At 39.3% G+C, this 21531-nt stretch carries 18 protein-coding genes; 15 read left to right on the plus strand and 3 right to left on the minus strand.

Annotated elements, in window-relative coordinates; all coding sequences use genetic code 11:
• A complete protein-coding gene (locus EHR01_RS07440) occupies positions 1 to 648 on the plus strand; it encodes an LIC_11490 family protein (RefSeq protein ID WP_135694062.1) in 648 nt (215 codons plus the stop codon).
• A gap of 191 nt (positions 649 to 839) precedes the next feature.
• On the opposite strand, the gene EHR01_RS07445 is transcribed toward EHR01_RS07440, so the two are convergent.
• From EHR01_RS07445 to EHR01_RS07455, 3 genes are read right to left on the minus strand one after another with little or no spacing between them, the layout of a single operon-like run.
• Positions 840 to 2285 (minus strand): gamma-aminobutyraldehyde dehydrogenase, encoded by a 1446-nt coding sequence (locus EHR01_RS07445; protein WP_135694063.1) that lies wholly within the window; start codon positions 2283 to 2285, stop codon positions 840 to 842.
• 7 nt (positions 2286 to 2292) lie between these two features.
• Positions 2293 to 3582 (minus strand): 4-aminobutyrate--2-oxoglutarate transaminase, encoded by a 1290-nt coding sequence (gene gabT, locus EHR01_RS07450; RefSeq protein ID WP_135694064.1) that lies wholly within the window; start codon positions 3580 to 3582, stop codon positions 2293 to 2295.
• Entirely contained in the window at positions 3579 to 5036 is a 1458-nt protein-coding gene (locus EHR01_RS07455) for an NAD-dependent succinate-semialdehyde dehydrogenase (protein WP_135694065.1), read from the minus strand. Before EHR01_RS07455 ends, gabT begins: the two co-directional genes overlap by 4 nt.
• 138 nt (positions 5037 to 5174) lie before the next feature.
• On the opposite strand from EHR01_RS07455, the gene EHR01_RS07460 reads away from it, so the two are divergent.
• From EHR01_RS07460 to EHR01_RS07525, 14 genes are all read left to right on the plus strand, one after another.
• A complete protein-coding gene (locus tag EHR01_RS07460) occupies positions 5175 to 6344 on the plus strand; it encodes an ABC transporter substrate-binding protein (RefSeq protein WP_135694066.1) in 1170 nt (389 codons plus the stop codon).
• 35 nt (positions 6345 to 6379) lie between these two features.
• The gene (locus tag EHR01_RS07465; protein WP_135694067.1) at positions 6380 to 7405 is read left to right on the plus strand and encodes an ABC transporter ATP-binding protein; all 1026 of its coding nucleotides are present in this window, start codon (positions 6380 to 6382) and stop codon (positions 7403 to 7405) included.
• Positions 7406 to 7415: 10 nt separating this feature from the next.
• Complete coding sequence (locus tag EHR01_RS07470) at positions 7416 to 8333, plus strand: ABC transporter permease (RefSeq protein ID WP_135694068.1); 918 nt, start codon at positions 7416 to 7418, stop codon at positions 8331 to 8333.
• On the plus strand, positions 8323 to 9126 hold the full coding sequence (locus EHR01_RS07475) for an ABC transporter permease (protein WP_135694069.1): 804 nt from the start codon (positions 8323 to 8325) through the stop codon (positions 9124 to 9126). Before EHR01_RS07470 ends, EHR01_RS07475 begins: the two co-directional genes overlap by 11 nt.
• A gap of 120 nt (positions 9127 to 9246) precedes the next feature.
• Positions 9247 to 9678, plus strand: a complete 432-nt coding sequence (locus tag EHR01_RS07480) for a universal stress protein (RefSeq protein ID WP_135694070.1) — start codon at positions 9247 to 9249, stop codon at positions 9676 to 9678.
• Positions 9679 to 9780: 102 nt separating this feature from the next.
• Positions 9781 to 11040, plus strand: a complete 1260-nt coding sequence (locus EHR01_RS07485) for an AfsA-related hotdog domain-containing protein (protein WP_135694071.1) — start codon at positions 9781 to 9783, stop codon at positions 11038 to 11040.
• Positions 11037 to 11801, plus strand: a complete 765-nt coding sequence (locus EHR01_RS07490) for an SDR family NAD(P)-dependent oxidoreductase (protein ID WP_135694072.1) — start codon at positions 11037 to 11039, stop codon at positions 11799 to 11801. Before EHR01_RS07485 ends, EHR01_RS07490 begins: the two co-directional genes overlap by 4 nt.
• A 9-nt stretch (positions 11802 to 11810) precedes the next feature.
• Positions 11811 to 17525 carry a protein kinase domain-containing protein gene (locus tag EHR01_RS07495; RefSeq protein WP_135694073.1) on the plus strand — a complete coding sequence of 1905 codons (5715 nt, stop codon included), beginning with the start codon at positions 11811 to 11813 and terminating at the stop codon, positions 17523 to 17525.
• Between the two features lie 8 nt (positions 17526 to 17533).
• A complete protein-coding gene (acpS, locus tag EHR01_RS07500; protein WP_135694074.1) occupies positions 17534 to 17917 on the plus strand; it encodes a holo-ACP synthase in 384 nt (127 codons plus the stop codon).
• Positions 17917 to 18138 carry a tetratricopeptide repeat protein gene (locus tag EHR01_RS07505; RefSeq protein WP_035983357.1) on the plus strand — a complete coding sequence of 74 codons (222 nt, stop codon included), beginning with the start codon at positions 17917 to 17919 and terminating at the stop codon, positions 18136 to 18138. The genes acpS and EHR01_RS07505 overlap by 1 nt, the downstream gene beginning before the upstream one ends.
• 5 nt (positions 18139 to 18143) lie before the next feature.
• On the plus strand, positions 18144 to 18512 hold the full coding sequence (locus EHR01_RS07510) for a bactofilin family protein (RefSeq protein ID WP_135694075.1): 369 nt from the start codon (positions 18144 to 18146) through the stop codon (positions 18510 to 18512).
• A 1-nt stretch (position 18513) separates the two neighbouring features.
• Complete coding sequence (locus EHR01_RS07515; protein WP_135694076.1) at positions 18514 to 20295, plus strand: sensor histidine kinase; 1782 nt, start codon at positions 18514 to 18516, stop codon at positions 20293 to 20295.
• Positions 20292 to 21149, plus strand: coding sequence for an SDR family oxidoreductase (locus EHR01_RS07520; RefSeq protein WP_135694077.1), 858 nt, complete (start codon positions 20292 to 20294; stop codon positions 21147 to 21149). Before EHR01_RS07515 ends, EHR01_RS07520 begins: the two co-directional genes overlap by 4 nt.
• 3 nt (positions 21150 to 21152) lie before the next feature.
• The gene (locus EHR01_RS07525) at positions 21153 to 21518 is read left to right on the plus strand and encodes a cupin domain-containing protein (RefSeq protein ID WP_135694078.1); all 366 of its coding nucleotides are present in this window, start codon (positions 21153 to 21155) and stop codon (positions 21516 to 21518) included.
• Positions 21519 to 21531 lie beyond the last annotated feature (13 nt).

The following is a 21531-nucleotide window of genomic DNA, read 5'->3' on the forward strand; positions in this document are numbered from 1 at the left end:
ATGTTGTTTGCGGCCTTTGCTATGATCCTTGTGGGTGTTCTATGTTTTTTATACGTAGCTTTGTCCCCGCAAAAATCCAAACCTGCGGCCTACCCACAACGAAAACCCCAAAATTCCGGCTCGTACCGAATGCCACAAAGCCCTCCCGTTTCCCCACAATTGGATGAACGGATTCGTAGGGAACGGGCCATTTCTGACGATAGGCATCTTTCCTATTCTTTGCCTGAAGAGGCCACCCCTTCTGTAGTGCAAAAATCAGAAGTTTTACTTCCAACAGAAGACGGAAATTTAGAAGAAGAACCGCAGGTTACGAAAGAAAGTCGGTTTCAGATTGAAGGGACTTTGTTTTTGGATTATTCCGGTAAACTAACGTTTGGTGAAGAGTCTTCTGATATTGATGCCTTGGAAGATGGTCTAAAGAACTTTAAACGAATTGGTTCAGGCACTTTACGCGAAGAAAATGGAAAGTTTTTGTTCCATTCTGGAAATGTGACTTATACTTATACTCCCGAAGAATTAGAACAAGTAGTTCTCCACAACCAAGGGATTGTGTTTCTTTTGAAAGATTCAAAGGCACCGAAGCCAGTGTTTTTCACAAAAGACATCGATACTTTTAAAGATTTTTTAAGACAAGCTGCTTTAGTTTAAAAATAATTTTTCTTAAATTCTTAAATTGATTGGAACCTCTAAACTCAAGTTCCTTTTTGAACAGACTTATGGTGAAGGGTTTATCCAATCAAGCAAAGCGTTGGATTTTTGGTGTTAACAATTATCAAATAGAAACAATCAGATTCTGTTTTGTTGTTTTATCCGACTGTTTCTATTTGTTTTGAAGAATCTTAAACTCCACCCACCATCACGTGTTTGGTGATCAAATAATCACCCACAGATTCGATAGATAAGTCTTTTCCAAATCCAGATTGTTTGAAGCCACCATGCGGAGTTTCTGAAGCAAGCGGAAGATGGTCATTCACCCAAACGGTTCCAAATTCTAGTTTTTTTGCCACTCGCATAGCGCGTGCTACATCTTTTGTCCAAATGGAAGACGCTAGACCATAGTTGACATCATTTGCCAGTTTGATTCCTTCTTCTTCTTTGTCGTAAGTTTGGATGGAAAGAACTGGTCCAAAAATTTCGTTTTGGACAATGTCGAAGTTTTGTTTGACATCAGTGACAACAGTTGGCGCAAAAAAGTATCCTTTGTCTAGGCCCTTGGGGATGACTCCACCGGTCAGAATTTTTGCTCCCTGTTTTTTCGCACGGTTCATAAATCCCAAAACTCGTTCGCGGTGGATGGCAGAAATGAGAGGACCCATTTCTGTTTTATCATTAAAGGGATCACCGACGTTTACGGCTTTCATCGCATCCACAACAGCATCGGTGATTTTTTTCTGTAAGGCTTTGGGTACAAGGATTCTTGTGGCGGCAGTGCAGTCTTGTCCAGAATTGCAAGTGGCACCAAACGCTGCTTTGGCGGCAAAAAGATTTACATCTACATCGTCAAAAACAAGAAGTGGTGCTTTACCTCCAAGTTCCAAATGCACTCGTTTTAAGGAATCCGAAGCAGACTTCATAATGTTTTTTCCAGTTCCCGTGGATCCGGTAAGAGAAACCATTCGAACTAGTGGGTGGTCAACAATGGCCTGTCCTGTGGCATTTCCACCTGTGACAATATTGATCACACCATCAGGGATTCCTGCTTTTTTGGTTAACTCAGCTAACATCAGTGTGGTGATGGGAGTTCCTGGAGCTGGTTTTAGAATGATCGTACAACCGGCAGCAAGAGCAGGTCCAAATTTCCAAACGGCCATAAGAAGAGGGTAGTTCCAAGGAGCAATTTGGCCCACCACACCAACGGGTTCCCTGCGAAGGATAGAAGTGTATCCTGGTTGGTATTCGTTGGCACGACTTCCGTGAACATCACGAGCTGCTGTTGCAAAAAAACGAATATTATCGACTGCAAAAGGAATGTCGCCCGCAAGGCTTAAGTTTTTATAAGGTTTTCCTGCATTCAGAGATTCCGCTTTTGCAAACTCTTTGGTTTTTTCTTCTAAAAGATCGGCAAGTTTCCAAATGGCTTTGGAACGTTCCCCTGGAGTGAGCCCAGACCATCTTCCATCATAAAAAGCTTTGTGAGCAGCCTTAGCAGCTTTGTCTACATCGGCGACACTGGCATCAATTACCTTCGCAATTTTTTTGCCAGTGGCAGGATCTTCGATGTCCATGACTTTCCCGCCACTTGTGTTTGTCCACTTTCCATCAATCCAAAGTTTATATTCTTTCATGTAAGTTTTAGATTTCCTTTAGTGATTTTGTTATGATACTTAAGCCCTCTTTGACAATGGACTCTTCTGCAGTAATGGGAACAAGAATTCTAATGACGTTTCCATACACACCACAAGAGAGTAAAACAAGTCCATGTTCTAAGGCTTTGGCGGTTAGTTTTTTTGCTAAATCGGCAGAGGGTTTGTTTGCGTCTCCATTTTCAACAAGTTCGAAAGCAACCATAGCACCTAACCCGCGTATTTCGCCGATGTGTGGATACGTTTTTTTGATTTCGTTTAGCTCAGAGACTAACAGTTTTCCGAGTTTGACCGACTTCTCTAAAATTCCTTCTTCTTCGATGAGATCCATCACAGCAATTCCTGCGGCACAAGCGACCGGGTTTCCGGCATAGGTTCCGCCAAGTCCCCCAGGTTCTACTGCATCCATAATGGAAGTTTTTCCAATCACAGCAGAAAGAGGCATTCCTGCTGCAAGGGATTTTGCAGTCGTGATAAGATCTGGTTTGATTCCTGAATGTTCAATCGCAAAAAGTTTTCCTGTTCTTGCAAAACCTGACTGTACTTCATCGGCAATGAGAAGGATTCCGTGTACATCACAAATGGCTCTTAGTTTTTTTAGAAAACTTGGAGAGGCAATATAGAATCCACCTTCACCTTGCACAGGTTCAATGGCGATTGCCGCCACTCGAGAAGGATCAATGTCTGCTTTGAACAAATTGTTTAGGGCTTTGATAGAGTCGTCTTCTGTCACACCATGGTATTCCATAGGAAAAGGAATGTGGTAAACATCGCTCGCAAAGGGACCAAATCCTTTTTTATAAGGAACTACTTTTCCTGTGAGGGCAAGTGCCATCATGGTTCGTCCATGAAATCCACCAAGAAAACTAATGATTCCAGGTCGTCCTGTGGCTGCTCTTGCAATTTTCACTGCGTTTTCTAGAGCTTCGGCTCCGGAAGAAAAAAGGATGGTTTTGGCTCCTCCATCAATGGGTGCTTTTGCATTTAGTTTTTCTGCAAGAACGATATAAGGTTCATAAGGCATAATTTGGAAAGCAGTGTGAAGCACTTGGTCCACTTGTTTGTGGATGGCAGCAACCACTTTCGGATGGCAGTGACCTGTGTTTTGGACACCAATTCCACCCCCAAAGTCAATGAACCGTTTTCCTTCGATATCCCAAATTTCTGCATTTTTTGCCTTTTCAGCAAACACTGGATAGGCGGTTGTAACACCTCTCGGAACGTTTGCAAGTCTTCTTTCCCATAGAGTTTGGTTAGTTTGTTTTTGATTGCCCGTCATGTGATTCCTCCGAGGCAGAGATATTTGGTTACTGTATAATCATCGAGTCCGTATTTAGAACCTTCGCGTCCCATTCCAGAAAATTTGACACCACCGAAGGGAACTTGTTCCGAAGAAATGAGTCCTTCGTTAATTCCCACCATTCCGTATTCTAGTTGTTCGGCGACTCTAAAAAGTCTAGCCATGTCTTTTGTATACAAATAGGAAGCGAGTCCAAAGTCTGTGTCATTGGCTAATTGGATGGCTTCTTCTTCTGTTTGGAAGGTTTGGATACAAGAGACTGGACCAAAGGTTTCTTCTTTTGTGACAACCATGGAAGAGTTTACGGGATAAAGCACAGTAGGTTCAAAAAAATTACCACCCAGAACATGTTCTTTCCCGCCAGTGAGAATTTTTGCACCTTTTGAAAGAGCATCGGAAATATGAGATTTTACTTTTTCGAGAGCCGCATCGTTTATGAGTGGGCCTTGTTGTGCGTTCGGTTCCATTCCATTGGCAACCACTAGCTCCTTGGCCTTGTCTGCCAATTTTTTTGCAAACACTTCAGCGACGGATGCCTGGACAAGAAAACGATTCACACAAACACAAGTTTGTCCTGTATTTCTATATTTAGAAAGCATGGCACCTTTCACGGCCTCATCCATGTCGGCATCTTCAAAAACAATAAATGGTGCATTCCCACCTAACTCGAGTGAGAGTTTTTTTAAAGTGGCAGCAGACTTTTCCATTAAATAAATCCCGGTTTTTGTGGAACCAGTGAAACTCAGTTTACGAACTTCTTTACTTTCTAAAATGGCTTTTCCAATTGCAATTGGGTCACCAACTAACACATTCCAGACGCCTTTGGGAAGGCCAGCTCGTTCTGCAAGTACTACCATTGCCAAAGCAGAGTAGGGTGTGAGTTCGGCCGGTTTTGAAACCACAGTGCAACCTGCGGCGAGTGCCGGTGCTACTTTTCTGGCAAGCATAGCTGCTGGAAAATTCCAAGGTGTAATGGTTCCCACCACACCAATCGGTTCTTTTAAAACAAGGATTCTTGTGTCCTTTCTGTGAGATGGAATGATATCTCCATAAGACCGTTTTGCTTCTTCACCGAACCATTCGATGTACGATGCAGCATAGGCAATTTCCCCCCTAGCTTCTGTTAGTGGCTTCCCTTGTTCTTGTGTCATGATAAGAGCCAAATCTTCTTGGTTATCCAACATGAGTTGGAACCATTTGCGTAATATTCCTGCTCTTTCTTTGGCTGGTCGTGATTTCCAATCAGAGAGTGCTTTCTTTGCTGATAAGATGGCACTTGCTGCATCTTTTTCTGTGGAATGCGGAATGTTTCCGATGACTTCACCGTTTGCGGGGTTATGTACTAAAATTTCTTTTTTGTTTTCTGCAGGGCACCAAACCCCACCTATGAAGTTTTCTTGTCGAAAAAGGTCTTTGTCTTTGATGTATTTCATACGAAACCTGTGCTTTCATCGAAATCCCACCGCAGAAAAATTCCTACCTTTTTTTTGAAAACCTAGGAAGTGGTTGCTTAATTTTGAATTGTTGGTATCTAATTCCTGACATAAGTAAAACCAGGAGCACATAGGTTTATGAAATTCGATTCATACAAACGAGTGATTTCTTCTGTTGCAGTTCTCTCAATCGCATTTGCGGTTGCCTGCGGCAAAAAAGAAACAAAGGTTTCCGAAATCGGACAAGGCGAAGGAGAAGTTTCCATCGTTGCTTGGCCGGGGTACATTGAACGTGGTGAAACAGACAAAGGATATGACTGGGTCACTGAATTTGAAAAAAGTTCTGGCTGTAAAGTAAATGTAAAAACTGCCGCTACATCTGATGAGATGGTAGCACTCATGAATGAAGGTGGATTTGATCTAGTGACTGCATCTGGTGATGCATCGTTACGTTTGGTTGCTGGTGGAAAAGTGCAAGAAATCAATACAGACCTTATCCCTAGTTGGAAAAACGTAGATTCCCGTTTGCAAAATGCTCCTTGGCATACTGTAGAAGGGAAACATTACGGTGTTCCTTATCAATGGGGTCCAAACGTTCTTATGTACAATACAAAAGTTTTCAAAAAAGCACCAACTAGTTGGAATGTTGTTTTTGAAGAACAAGTTTTAGCTGATGGAAAATCAAACAAAGGTCGTGTACAAGCGTTTGATGGTCCAATCTACATTGCTGATGCGGCTTTGTATTTAAAACAAGCAAAACCAGAACTCGGAATCCAAGATCCTTACGAATTGGATGAAAAACAATATGCTGCTGTCATCGAATTATTAAAAAAACAAAGACAACTCGTTCCAAAGTATTGGCATGATGCAATGGTCCAAGTGGATGACTTTAAAAAAGAAGGACTAGTTGCTTCTTCTACATGGCCATTCCAAGTAAACTTACTTGTTGGTGAAAAACAACCAGTAGCTTCTATTGTTCCAAAAGAAGGTGCAACTGGTTGGGCAGATAGCACCATGCTTCATAAAGATTCCAAACACGTAAACTGTGCTTACAAATGGTTAGAACATTCACTTTCTGCAAAAGTACAAGGTGATCTTGCTTCTTGGTTTGGATCAGTTCCTTCTGTTCCTTCTGCTTGTAAAGGGAATGCCCTTCTTGGTGATACAGGTTGTGCCATCAACGGATTCAATAACTTTGAAAAAATCTCTTTCTGGAGAACTCCAAAAGAAGATTGTTCCGGTGGAAGAAAATGTGTGCCTTATAAAAAATGGGCTGAAGACTATATTTCCATCATTGGAAGTAAATAAGATCCTAACATTATAAAAGTTCTGAAGGAGAAGGAATGGACCAAGTTTACGATGTTGAATTTCAAAATGTAACAAGGAAATTCGACCAATTTATAGCGGTGGATGATGTCTCCTTCGGGATTAGAAAAGGTGAATTCTTTTCGATGTTAGGCCCTTCCGGGTCGGGAAAAACAACCTGTCTCCGTATGGTGGCAGGGTTTCAGGATACGACTTCAGGAAGGGTTCTTTTGGAAGGTGTTGATGTCACTGGCATCCCACCTTACAAAAGAAATGTGAACACTGTCTTTCAAGACTATGCTTTATTCCCTCATATGACAGTTGCGGAAAACGTTGGTTATGGATTAAAAATCAAAAAAACTCCCGCAAAAGAAATAGGCCAAAGAGTGGCGGAGATGCTTTCGATGGTTCGTTTGCCTGATGTGGGGAATCGTAAACCCTCTGAATTATCTGGCGGGCAAAGGCAAAGGATCGCACTGGCAAGAGCTCTTATCAATCGTCCGGGAGTTTTACTTCTCGATGAACCACTTGGTGCTTTGGATCTAAAATTAAGAGAAGAGATGCAATTGGAACTGAAGGCCATCCAAAAGGAAGTGGGCATTACTTTTATCTTTGTCACTCACGACCAAGAAGAAGCACTATCGATGTCGGATCGGATTGCAGTCTTTAACAAAGGAAAGGTGGAGCAAATTGCCACGCCAGAAGAATTGTATGATCGTCCCAAAACCGAGTTTGTTGCCAACTTTGTGGGAACATCCAACATCCTTTCTTTAGAAGAAACCAAACGACTCACTGGCCAAACGGGAAAAGGAATGATCCGCCCAGAACGAGTCCATGTATTTGCCAACGCAAAGGAAGACAATCACTCCACAGGATACAGAACCTTTAAGGCAATTCTCAAAAGCCAAGTGTACTCAGGTGCTACTTCTAAAATGCATTTTGAAACTCCGAGTGGTTCTCGGATCATTGCTTCCACTCAAAATCTAAAAATCTCGGCAGAACACATCGCAGTTGGTTCGGAAGTGCTCGTAGGTTGGAAAGATTCTGACATGCATTTGCTTTAAGGATTTGTAAATGACAAACACTCTTGATAAGTTTTTTACATTTCTTTTTTATCGTAAGGGCCTTGCGATTTTTTTATTACTCGCACCACTTCTTATTTGGCTTGGGGTTGTGTATTTGGGTTCGCTTTTCACTCTCCTCATCCAAAGTTTTTTCTCAATTGATTCTTTCTCTGGAGTCATCAAACGAGAATTTACTTTAGAATCCTATTATGATCTATTCCGACAAAGTACCAATTGGGATATCATCATTCGTACCACAACCATGGCTTTTACCGTTACCATTGTGAGTGCCATCATTGCATTTCCGATTGCTTATTATATGGCGATGTATGCAGGTCCCAAATTAAAACCCATTCTATATTTGGGAGTGATGTTACCTCTTTGGTCAAGTTACCTTGTGAAAGTTTATTCATGGAAACTGATTATGGCAAAAGAAGGAATTCTCACTTGGTGTTTAGAAGAACTTGGACTTTTGCATCTACTTGATGTGATCCTATCCATTCCTGTGATTGGAGGAACTTCTTTGTCTTTTTCTTATATTGGAATGTTTCTTGTTTTTGTTTATATTTGGCTACCGTATATGATCCTTCCCATCCAAGCCTCTTTAGAACGAATTCCTAAATCCTTACTAGAAGCGTCTTCTGATTTGGGTGGTGGGCCTTCTCAAACGTTTCGAAAAGTGGTGTTGCCACTTGCGTTTCCTGGAGTGGTCGCAGGTTCGATTTTTACCTTCTCGCTCACGTTAGGTGATTATATCATTCCGACGATTATCGGGAATTCCAGTTATTTTATTGGGATGGCAGTTTACACACACCAAGGTACAGCGGGTAACATTCCTTTGGCGGCAGCTTTTTCTGTCATCCCAATTGTCATTATGATGATTTACCTTATGATCGCAAAACGATTAGGAGCTTTTGATGCTCTCTAAGTGGAATTTAGGTACAATCGGATTAAAGGTAGCAACTATCCTTGGGTTTTTGTTCATCCATATCCCTATCTTTATCATCATCATGTATGCTTTTTCTACGGATGAAAAAACATTTCAATTCCCGTTACCAGGATTCACTCTTAAGTGGTTTGGGGTGGCATGGGAACGAAATGATATTTGGGAAGCCATCATTTTGTCTTCTCAAGTGGCAACCATTTCAACGGTTATGGCCATCATTCTTGGAACCTTGGCTTGTCTTGCAGTGTATCGTAGCAAATTTTTTGGAAGAGAAGTGATTTCCTTTCTTGTGATTTTGCCGATTGCTTTACCTGGAATTGTGACAGGGATTTCTCTTCGTTCCGCCATGTCCCTTTTTGGAATTCCTTTTAGCACTTGGACCATTGTGATTGCCCATGCTACTTTTTGTATTGTAACAGTGTATAATAATGTTCTCGCAAGACTTCGCAGAAGTTCTCATTCCATGGTGGAAGCATCTATGGATTTGGGTGCCAATCCTTGGCAAACTTTTCGATTTGTGATTTTACCAAATATCGCAACTGCCTTGTTAGCTGGTGGGATGTTGTCTTTTGCTTTGTCATTTGATGAAGTGATTGTCACCACATTCACTGCGGGCCAACAATCCACAGTCCCCATTTGGATGTTAACAGAGTTTATTCGTCCGAGACAGAGACCTGTCACCAATGTAGTTGCGGTTTTTGTCATTCTTGTGACAACTCTCCCGATTCTCATTGCATATTATTTAACAAAAGAAGATGAAGGTGGGAAAAAATAATCCCACCAAAAATCATACTTCTATCTTCGGCTTTGGAAAATCAGAAGATCTTTTTCTGGTTTTGACAATTATCAAAGGAATTTCACTTTCACAAATCGTTTAAGGTGGTAGACTTCTTATATGGAAAAATTGATTCAAAAACTGATCATCCCGATTGATGGTTCACCAAGTTCCGCGAGAGCATTAGAATTTGGTTTGGCAATTGCAAAAGCGAGTAATGCAAAATGTTTCGTCGTCGAAGTGATTGAAGATTTTGGCCCGCTTCCTGGATATTATGATGCGGCTCCTGTTGGAAAAGATCGAGTCAAATGGATCTCTGAACAAAGATTCGAAAAAATCCATCCAATTTTGGATGAAACTTCTGTGAAATGGGAACGTGTGATTTTAGAAGGGTATCCAGCTGAAGAAATATGCAAACTTGCTGAAAAAGAAAAAGCAGATTTGATCGTGATTGGAAGTCGTGGCCATGGAATCCTCGGAAGATTCATCATGGGTAGTGTATCTGATCGTGTTGTTCATTACGCACCATGTTCCGTAACAGTTGTTAGGTGAATTTGGCATAAATTTGTCAATAGCTTGTTAATTTAGTTGCGCTGAATTGTATCCCATCGGAATCTACGGACTAATCCTAGAGTAGATTTCCGGTAGATACAAATGAAGGTTTTTGAAAAAGAAGAATTTCCCGCAGTTTTACCTCTCGATAAACGATATACAAGAACATATTACCAAGACGATAGTTTTGTTTCTAACATTCGTCGCGCTCTTCCTCGAATGATCACTACTGTGGTCATGGAGGAACATATCTTTCCCAAAATATCCCATGAGGAAATTGATTTTTTGCTACAATATTATGCAAAAAGACAAGATACGAGCGGAAATTATTATCAACTCAAAACAATTCCGTATCGCATTCGTAAAGAATCTGCAGAAAGAATTTTAGAAGAAGCTGGAGTGGATGAAACTCAAAGAGATTTCATTAGCACATTCTATCATTTTGATACAAATCTGCAGCAATATGTTTTAAACGATAAAGTTACGGAAGCAGATGAAATTAAAATTTTGCAGATCATCAAACGGAGGGATTATTACGTTGGAAACGTAGAGAAGTCAAAGATATCTGCAATCTTCGAGCCAATTGAAGAGATTCCTAAAAAAGATACATTTTTTGCGAATCTTTATATTCCGCCAGCCCACAAGTTTTTTTCGCCTCCCAATTTGAAACATATTTCTGGAATGCAGATTGTAGAAGCTGCGAGGCAGTTTGGAATTGCTTGTAACCATATGTACGGAAAGGTTCCTTTTGAAGGAGTCACCTTTTTATTGTTATACTTAAATTCAGAGTTTTTTCAATACGCCAAGATGAACATGCCCATCAAATTGAGGGCAAAAGCATTGGAGACAAAAAATAGTAAGGTTGGGTATTGGAATTACTCGAAATTGGAAATCACTGCGTATCAGGAAAATCAGGAAATCACTCGGATTGAAATGGCAGCGAGTATTTTGCCTTTAAAAGTATACAAACGCCTAAAAAGCACGCAGGAAGAAGTTTATGAAATCGACCCGAGATTTCGCATTTTGGATCAGTTTAAAAACAATATTTCGGTTAGGGAAAATGGGAGAAATATTGTCTCCACCATCGAAAATATCTCTAGTTCAGGGTTTATGGTGCGATGCTCAGGGATTCATCCGGGCGATTTGGCCAATAGCGGGCAACTAGAATTTTTTATGCATTTTGATATTGTAGGTTTCGTTCATGGAACTTGTATTTTATTATGGGTGAAAGAAGACGATAATAATGAAGACACCTTTTTTGCTGGGTTTCGTTTTGAATCGATTTCAGAATTGGACCAAGCAAATGTAAAGGAAGCAATCAATCGTTATGGACGTTTGATCGAAGAAAGGGAAATCCAATGAGTGGAAAAAAAGTAGCACTAGTGACTGGCGGCACTTCTGGTCTCGGGAGAGCAATTGTTTTAGAATTTGCAAACGCTGGTTATGTGGTTGGATTTTGCGGAAGAAGAAAACAAGAAGGTGAAGAAACTCTTGCCCTTCTTGAAAAACAAGGTGGCACAGGGATGTTTGTCCGTTGTGATGTCACACAATCGGAAGCAGTTCGTAATTTTGTTGAATCAATTGTAGCTAAGTATGGTTCCGTTGATGTTGCCGTGAACAACGCAGGGATTTCTGGTGTTTTGAAAGCAACTGCTGATTATCCATTGGATATTTTTGATTCTGTAATGGATGTCAATTTGAAAGGAACTTTTCTCTCAATGCAATTTGAGTTAAAACAACTTTTGGCTCAAGGAAAAGGTGGGGTCATTATCAATGTCTCTTCTGCGTTGGGTGTCAGAGGAAAAGAAAAAGCTGGTCCTTATTCAATGACAAAACACGGAATCATTGGACTGACTAAATCAGCAGCTTTGGAATACGGTTCAGCTGGAATTCGAGTGGTTGCACTTTGTCCAGGTGGGATCCAAACAGAAATGGATGATGTATTTTATGCCAATGTTCCAAACCCCGAAGAAGTAAAAAAAGAAAGAATGAAATCCTATGCATTGGGTCGAATGGCAACTCCAGAAGAAGTAGCAAAAACTTGTGTATGGTTGTCAACAGATGGAGCTGCTTTTATCACTGGTGCAGTGATACCGGTAGACGGCGGTAAAACAGCAAGATAGGAACTTTTTGTGTTTACTGTAGGAAAATATAACGCATTAAGGGAACTTCACTTAGGAAAAAGAAGTTCCGTATATTCGGGAGAATCTTTGTCTGGAGAACCTGTCGTGATCAAATTATTGAATCGCGATTATCCAGATAACCACGAAATCACACGTTTTAAAAACGAATTTGAAATTCTACGTTCTGTCGATTCACCATATACTTTAAGACCACTAGATTTAGAAACATATCAAAATACGGTAGCCATTGTATTCCCAAATGTTGGTTTTACTGATCTCGCAAAACTACAATTAAGTGGTAAGTATAGCAATATCGCAACTTTTTTGAATATCTCTATCGAAGTTTGTAAGGCACTTGTTGATATCCATAAGGCAAAAATTGTTCACAACGATATCAAAGCACAAAATATCATTTATAATCCAGACACTGGAGCTTTAAAGATTATCGATTTTGGTTCTGCGACACTTTTGACTCATCGTAGTTTTTATCTTCCGATGAATCAAAATTTAACCGGAACACTTGCTCATATTTCACCCGAACAAACTGGTCGGATGAACCGTACAGTTGATTACAGAACAGATTTTTATTCCTTTGGTGTCACCTTATATCAGTTAATTACTGGGGACTTGCCATTTTTATACACTGATAGTTTGGAAATGGTGCATGCACACTTGGCAAAAACTCCGCTTTCTCCAAAGGAAAGAAGTGGGGCACCAAAAATTGTTTCTGATTTAATTATGAAACTTCTGGAGAAAAATCCAGAAGATCGGTACCAAACAGCAACGGGTTTGCTGTCTGACCTCTCTGCGATCCAATCCGTTCTTTTGGAAAATGGAAAAGAATCTTTAAATCAGTTCCAAATGGAACTTGCAAAGAATGATAAATCCTCTCGATTCCAAATTCCCAAAAAATTATATGGAAGAGAAACCCAGCTTCATGTTTTTGAAGAAAAATTTCTCGATGCAAAAGAAGGAAAAATCGAAACCTTTTTAATTTCGGGTCGATCAGGAATTGGGAAGTCGGCCCTTATCAACGAAATTCAAAAACCAGTCACAAGGGAAAAGGCATATTTCACTTCAGGTAAATTTGATTTATACAAAAAATCGATTCCTTACCGCGCCATCAATTTGGCCTTACAAGGACTTGTTCGGCAGTTATTATCCGAAAACGAATCTGCTGTCAAAGAATGGAAAAAGAATTTATCGGACGCACTAGGTGCTAATGCAAAATTGATCATTGATGTAGTTCCTGAATTGTCACAGTTGTTAGGTGATAAACCATCGCCGCCCGAATTGGATAGTTTAGAGACTGAAAACCGATTTCATTTGGTATTTCGAAAATTCCTCCGAACCATTTGTACAAAAGAACATCCTGTGGTCTTGTTTTTGGACGATATGCAATGGGCGGATTCTTCAAGCATCTTGCTCTTAAAAGAAGTTCTAACTGATCCTGAAATTTCATATTTTTTTATTATTCTTTCATACCGAGATAATGAAGTACTCCCAACGGATCCATTTTTTAGACTCCTTGAAGAACTTCGTGAGATCCAAATTGCGATTACCGAAATTCGGTTAGAACCATTGAGAGAGCGTGATGTGGCACTTTTGGTTTCGGAAACATTAATGGTTCCAGAATCAGAAATTCGTCCGATCGCAGAAGTCCTTTGGAAAAAAACAAAGGGAAATCCATTTCATGTCAATGAGATGTTTAAGAACTTATATGAAAGATCTTACATTTACTTTGCAGATGATCATTGGTCTTGGGACAAAGACAAAATTGATTCAGTCAATATTTCTGACAACGTAATCGATCTTATCATTGATAAAATAAATCTCCAATCAGAAGAACTAATCGATGCACTTAAATTAACTGCATGTATTGGAAACTGGTTTCGCCATGATATTTATGCAACGATAGCGGATAGGCCATTTCACAAAGCATCAATGGATTTGGTGACACTTGCCAATGAAGAGTTTTTGATCCTCGGTATGGAGGATGCAAACTTTACTCATGATAAAATCAGAGAAGCTATCTATAAAATCATTTCACCAGAAGAAAAGGCAAAACTACATTATAAGATCGGTAAAACATATCTTTCAATTCTTTATAAATACAAACTTGAAGACCATTTATTTACCATTGTAAACCAATTGAATTTAGGTGCTTCGCAAATGAAAGGAAGCGAAGAATTAGCCGAACTAAGGATCTTAAATGAAAAAGCAGGGTTCAAAGCATTAAATTCTTCCGCATATGATGCGGCTTTCACTTTCTTTGATCGAATGGTTGGGCTTATGAAGGATGAGGAGTGGAAAAGTGATTATGAAAACTCTTTGAAACTTCATTTGGCCTATGCAAGATCAGCGTACCTTTCTAAAAATTTTGAAGCAGCAGAAAAAAGTTTTAATTATATACTTAGCTTTGTTCGCAATGACCTAGATAAAATTTTAGTCTACGAACTTCAATCCTCTATGCTTGTCACTCAAAACAAGATGAAAGAGGTTTTGGAAACTTTGAAACAGGCCTTGAAACTTGTGGGAGTTCGATTGCCTAAAAAAGCAAATTCACTTTCTCCACTCCCAGAGTTAATCAAATTTAAATTTAAACTTGGCAATCGATCGATTGAAAGTTTAGAACATCTTCCGATTGCAAACGATCCTAGATATCTTGCTATCATGCGACTTCTGAATGCATGTATCGCTCCTTCATTCCTTGCTGAACCAGATTTATTTCCTGTGATCGTTTTGAAGTTGGTCAATAATACCTTACGGTTTGGTTTATGTGAAATTAGTGCCTTTGGGTTTTGTGCGATGGGTGTGATCCAAGGTTCTGGACTAGGAAATTATGGTGATGGTTTTAAATTTGGTCAGTTAGGTGTTCGTTTGCTTGAAACCTTAGATGCAAAACCATTCCAATGCCGAACTTTATTTATGTTCGCATGTATGATTTCTCCATGGAAAAATCATGCAAGAGACGGTCGTTCCATATTTTGGGATAGTTTCCTTGCTGGGATGGAAACCGGCGACTTACAATACTCTTCATATTCACTCAATAATATTCATTTTCAAGGTTTGTTGTTTCGCGAAAACTTAGAAGATCTTTATAAGAGCCAACTTCGGTATGATGCTTCTTTATTAAGTTTACGTCAAAATCATGCGTACCAAGTGCACAGACTCAATCTCCAGTTAGTTGAAAATATGAGAGGTGAGTCTCCAGATCCAATGAGTTTGGAAGGTAGATATTTTTCAGAATCCGAAACTGTTTCTGAATGGTTGGCCACTGGGAATGCAAATGCATTATTTGATTATTATCTCTGTAAGTTAAGAATTGAATACTTTCTTGGTGATAAAGTAAAAGCGTATGAGTATTCATTGAAACTAGATGGTTTGGAAGGTGCAATGTTTGGGATGATGTTTGTTCCTGAACATGTATTTCTTGGTGCTCTCGTTACCTTTTCACTCATCGTGGATAATATCATTCCCGCTGGAACTACAAAAGCAAATCTCAAAAAACGTTTAGTATCCTTTGCGAAACGAATGAAAGTTTGGGCGAAAAGTTCTCCGGATAATTTTGGTCATAAATACGAAATCATTTCCGCTTTATTGTTATATTTGGCGAATCAGAAAACCCAAGCAGTGATCGCTTGTAAGGCGGCAATTTCTTCCGCCCGTGAGTTTAGTTATATCTTAGAGGAAGCCATAGCAAACGAATTTTTAGTTCGTATGTGGAAAGAAACAGGATTTGAACAATACAGCAACTTGCATTTGGTGGAGGCGCATTATCGTTACGGGAAATATGGGTTTTTATCTAAGGTAAAACAATTAGAGATGAGCCATATTTCTCTGAAAAAATATATCGGAAGAAACTTTAGAACAGACTCTACGGATAGTCTTGCATTGTTTAGTACAACAAAGGATATTTTTGGGGATGTTGGTTCTACTTTAGATATCAATACGGTAATCAAAGCCTCACAAACCATTTCAGGAGAGATCCAACTCAATCGTTTGTTAGAAAAGATGATGAAAATCCTGATTGAGAATGCAGGAGCAGAGAGAGGATACTTTATCCTCAAATCGGATTCAGGTTGGCAGGTTTTAGCAGAGTCAGAAGTAGAAAAAGAATCTGTTTCTGTTTATTCAGAAACCCCATTTGCAATCGATTTTCTTGAACCAGTTGCCTATGTAAACCAAAACAAAATTCCTTCGCAGATTATTGGTTATGTGGTGAGAACGGGGCTCGTTGTTATTTGCGGTGATGCTGCAAGAGAAGGTGATTTTAAAAATGATCCTTATGTTAAGTCGACCTTACCAAAATCTTTACTTTGTTATCCGATCTTAAGCCATGGAACAGTTGTTGGTATTGTTTATTTGGAAAACAATCTCACAACGGATGCATTTACTCCAGGTAGGGTCGAAATTCTAAAAATATTATCTTCACAAATTGCTGTTTCTATTGAGAATTCACTTCTTTATACCAACCTGGAACAGAAAGTAGATGAGAGGACCAAGGAATTAAATTTTGCTTTAACGGAAGTTCAAGGATTAAAAGAACAACAAGACGGAGATTATTTTTTAGCATCTTTACTTATTGAGCCGCTAACCCAGAACCTTGCAAGTTCCTCGAATATGAAAATTCAGTTCCTTACGGAACAAAAGAAAAAGTTTTCTTATAAACAATGGAGTTCCGAAATTGGTGGAGACTTATGTGTATCATCATCCATCCAACTTCAGAATAAAAAGTACATTGTTGTTTTAAATGGCGATGCCATGGGTAAATCGATGCAAGGAGCAAGTGGTGCTCTTGTCATTGGCTCGGTGTTTGAAGCAATCATCAAAAGAAATGGCCAATCCGAAGAAGTCAGAGACATCACTCCTGAAAAATGGGTGAGCAATGCCTATACGGAATTGCATAACACACTCGTAACATTTGATGGTTCGATGTTAATTTCTATGTTTCTTTGTTTGATTGATGATGAAACTGGTTTCTTTTATTTTTTAAATGCGGAACATCCGAGGCCTGTGATTTACCGTAATGATAAAACTTTCTTTTTACCACATAACTATGTTTGTGCGAAGTTAGGTCTTTTGGCTTCCAAAAAAGCACTCCAGATCAATACGTTCCAATTAGAAAAAGGGGATGTCCTTTTGATTGGTTCAGATGGACGTGACGATATTTTGATTGGTTCCGAAGCTGAAATGGAAGTGAACGAAGATGATGAATTGTTTTTAAAAACAACTTTCGAAGGCCAAGGAGATCTAGAAGCAATTCGAGATGCGATCAAAAGCCATGGGGAATTGATTGATGATTTATCTTTAATTCGTGTCGAATATACAGGAGAGGGTTCGCCCATCCACGTTCCAACCAACCATCCAAAACATTTTGTTTATTTACGTGCACTCACTCTTTATAAGCAGAAAAAATGGAAGGAAGTTGAAAAAATGATTTCGAGTCATTTTGAATCCATTCATGATGCACCACTTTCTGTTCAAAAAATATATCTTTATACTGAACATAGAATGTCCGTGTTCCCATTGGAATTTGCGGTGCAATACGTGCAAAAAAATCCTTCGGATAGTTTAACACTCTTTTATATTGCTGAGGCACTATTTGAAAATGGAGATTTTTCGGCTGCTTTTGATTATTCCGAACGGGTGCAACTGAGACGCCCATACCACAAAGAAAACAATATTTTATTTGCTCGACTCTTGGAACTTCGGCGAAAATAAATCATCTTATGTTATCCGTCGGAAACGACATCGTTGAAAACCAGAGAATTCGTGAACTTCTCGAAAAACATGGAGATCGCTTTTTAAAGAGGGTTTTTACCGACGAGGAAGTCGAATATTGCCACAAACACAAAGACCCGGTCCCCTTTTTGGCGGGTCGTTTTGCCTGTAAGGAAGCCGTGATCAAGGCCCTCAATTTAAACCCGGGCGAAGTTGCCGATATGCGCGAGATTGAACTTGCAGGCACCAATTTTGGTAAAAAAACGCTAGTCATCCATGGGAAAACTGAGAAGTTTTTCCGTGAGAAAGGATTTACTAGCAGTTCCGTATCCATCAGCCACGCTGACCATTACGCAACGGCAGTTGTCGTTTTCTACAAGGAGCCCAAATGATCGTTAGTGATAAAATGAAAGCAGTATTGGTTCATTACAACCAAGCCCTTTCGTTATACAAATCGCGAAAGTTCGCAGAAGCAAAAGAAGAGTTTAAAAAAGGACTCGCGATTCATCCTGGAGATGGCCCCTCGAAACTATACATTGAACGTTGCGATGATTATATCGCAGATCCCCCACCAGAAGATTGGGACGGGGTTTATAACATGAAAACAAAATAGGAACTATGTCAAAAAAAGAAATGCAAACAACCATCACCGAACACGGAGTCATTGCCACTATTCTAGGAAAAGAAACGGCGTTTAACGGAACTTTGGCGTTCAAAAAACCCTTACAAATTTCTGGTGATTTCACGGGCGAAATCATCTCTGATGGTTATCTGGTGATTAGCGAAGGTGCAAGAGTCAAAGCAAATATCAAAGCTGGTACGGTTGTTGTTGGCGGAACCATTATTGGAAACGTAACAGCAACACAAAGATTAGAAATGTTATCTACTGGCAAAGTCCAAGGAAACATTCGTACGGCAAAACTTCAAATTGCTGATGGGGTTGTATTTGATGGGAATTGTGAAATGCTAAGCAGCGAAGAAACTTAGTTTGTGGCAATTTCATCCTTATAGTTTACTTCTATTTCTAGCATTCAGCTTCAATCTTGTATTGGGGCTTTTCGTTCTCAAATCCTTCCGCCTAGATCTTGTTAAATACCTTTTAATTTTAGTTTTCGGTTCTATGATGTGGACCGGATTTTATGGAATTGATTTTGTATTTATAAGTCCAGCCCTACATAGATCCTTTATTGCATTTTTATATATTGGTGTTGCTCTAGCCAATTTAGGAATGGTGCTTGTTTCATTAGAATTTACGCAAAACAAGCATTTGTTGACAAAAAAGTTTTGGGTTATGTTAACAATCCAACCGCTGGTTACACTTGCGGTATGTGTTCTTGATCCCATTTTTAAAACTTTAACACTCGATACATATTTAGTAAATATCAACGGTCGAATTCAGTGGGTCCAAGAAACAAATGTTGGCGGATTCATAGTTTCCTATTTCTTTTCATTCTTTTGGTCTGCATTTGTCGCTTATCTACTCATCAAAGGTATTTTTGTATCTAAATCGACAGAAAGACGAAGGTATTTGTTGATTTTGTTGTCCTACTTGTTTATTTGGGTAACGGCCATTTTGCATAAGTTAGGTTTTCGTCCTCTGCCCGGACTCAATGTTACTGCCGTGATGAGCACGATGCAGGTAATTTTGATTTTTTTCGCCATCGGATATTATCGTATGTTCGACCTTGTTCCATTGGTCCGAGGGGAAATCGTAGACGAGTTGGACGAAGCAGTAGTGATCCTCGATTTTAATAATCGTATTGTTGATTGGAATATGTCCGCAGAACATTTGTTTCGAATCTCCTCCAAAAACTCTACTTTACTTTCATATAAATATTTTTTTGCATCAGCTCCTGGAATTATTTCTAAACTCGATCATTTGTCAGATAAAAAAACACTTACAAAATGGATTTGGGAAAAAGATGAAAAGTATTGGGAAGTGACCGCAAAACAGATCCGAGATGCTAACCGTAAAAAAATTGGAATGGTTCTTGTTTTTCGCGATATCACCGAACAAAGAAATTTAGAAAAACAAATGGTAAATGTCAACCGTGAACTCTTGGTTGCCAATGGAACCAAAGATCGTTTTTTATCGATCATTTCACATGATTTGCGTGGCCCACTCGCTGGGATTAAAATGTTACTCAAAGTATTGAATGAGGACATGAAAAAGAAAGAAGATGCACTCGCTGGAATGACACAGTCTTTGGTAGACGCAACGGAATCTGTTTTTTCCTTATTGGAAAACCTTTTGGAATGGTCTAAGTTACAACGGGGACAGGAAGAATATAGGCCACATTACTATCGTTTGGATAACATAGTGCGGGAGTGTTTGGAGCTCTTTACTCTTAGCGCATCGACAAAAGGTATTGTTTTGGAGGTGAATGTTCCTTCTCATGCAATGGTGTTTTGCGATGATCGAATGATCATCACTGTCATTCGAAATTTGATTTCAAATGCACTGAAGTTCAGTCATAAAAATGGCAAAGTTATCATTGAAGCAACCGATATAGGCGAGGACTGGCAGGTTTCAGTCATTGACTCTGGAGTAGGTATGTCGAAAGCCATCGTAGACAAACTATTCAAAGTTGGGGAAGTGATTAAGTCAACAGGGACCCAAGGGGAGACAGGGAATGGAATCGGACTTTTGCTCTGTCATGAATTTGTTTCTGTCAACGGAGGGACCATGTATGCTGATAGCGATGGAGTATCTGGTTCTAGATTCGTTTTTACAATTCCTAAAAAAATGAGAGAGGAGATCGTTTCATGAAGAAGACAATTGTTGTTACCGGTGCTACAGATGGAATTGGAAGAGTTTGTGCTCATACATTTGCAAAAAACCAAGAAGAATTCATTTTAGTGGGTCGCAATGCAGATAAATTAGCGGCTCTCGTTTATTCATTACAAGTGACAGGGGCAGTGGTTCATTCTTATGTTGCTGATTTATCATCTGCAAAAGAAACTTTTTTGTTATCTGAAACCATCCGAAAAAACCATCCACAGATTGATGTTTTACTGAACAATGCTGGTGCCTATTTTGACCAATACACTCTAACAAAGGAAGGTATTGAGTCTACATTTGCTTTAAATCATTTGAATTATTTTATATTATCATTGGGACTACTTCCTTCGTTAAAAAAATCCAACGAACCACGAATTGTCAATGTGGCTTCTCGTGCACATATGGGAGTTTCATTGGATTTTAATAATTTGTTAGGTGAAAAAGAATATTCAGGTTGGAAACAATACCAAAGATCCAAACTGATGAATATATATTTTACTTATGAACTTGCAGAACGTTTAAACCAAACAAAAATTACTGTGAACTGTCTTCATCCTGGATTTGTCAAAACTCGATTTGGTCAAAACAATGATGGATTAGCAAAATTCCTATTAACCTTTGCCCAAAATGTTTTTGCTATTTCGGAAGAGAAAGGTGCAGAAACTTCTATTTTTCTTTCCACGGACCCTTCTGTTTCCGGAGTTTCCGGGAAGTACTTTGTAAAAAAAGAAATTCTAAAAAGTTCTGAACCATCTTATGATGTGGCAGCAAGAAGAAATCTTTGGTCTTATACTGAAGATCTTTTGAAACATAAGTTTAGTTTTAAATTCCCAGGTTTTTAAATTATGGGTTACCAACACCAAACAAATCCAATACAAATTCCTGTTCCTGGTGGCAAAACCATCGCCGAACATTTTGGAATCCCGTCTACTGGTCATTCAGAAATTTCAATTGCCCATATGGTTGCTCCACCTGGATGGGGAGAACCATTTCAATCACCTAACTTTGATGAGTGGACCCTTATGGTTCGAGGCAAAAAACAAATAGAAGTGGATGGGAAGATAATTGTATTATCAGCGGGAGAATCTTTGTTCATAGAAAAAGGGTCTCGGGTACGGTATTCCAACCCTTTTCTTGAAGATGCTGAATATTGGTCGGTTTGTAAGCCTGCATTTTCTTTAGATTTAGTGAATCGAGAACCAGAAGTTTAAGTAAGGTTACATT

Origin of the sequence: Leptospira mtsangambouensis, assembly GCF_004770475.1 — a bacterium.
Classification (GTDB): domain Bacteria; phylum Spirochaetota; class Leptospiria; order Leptospirales; family Leptospiraceae; genus Leptospira_A; species Leptospira_A mtsangambouensis.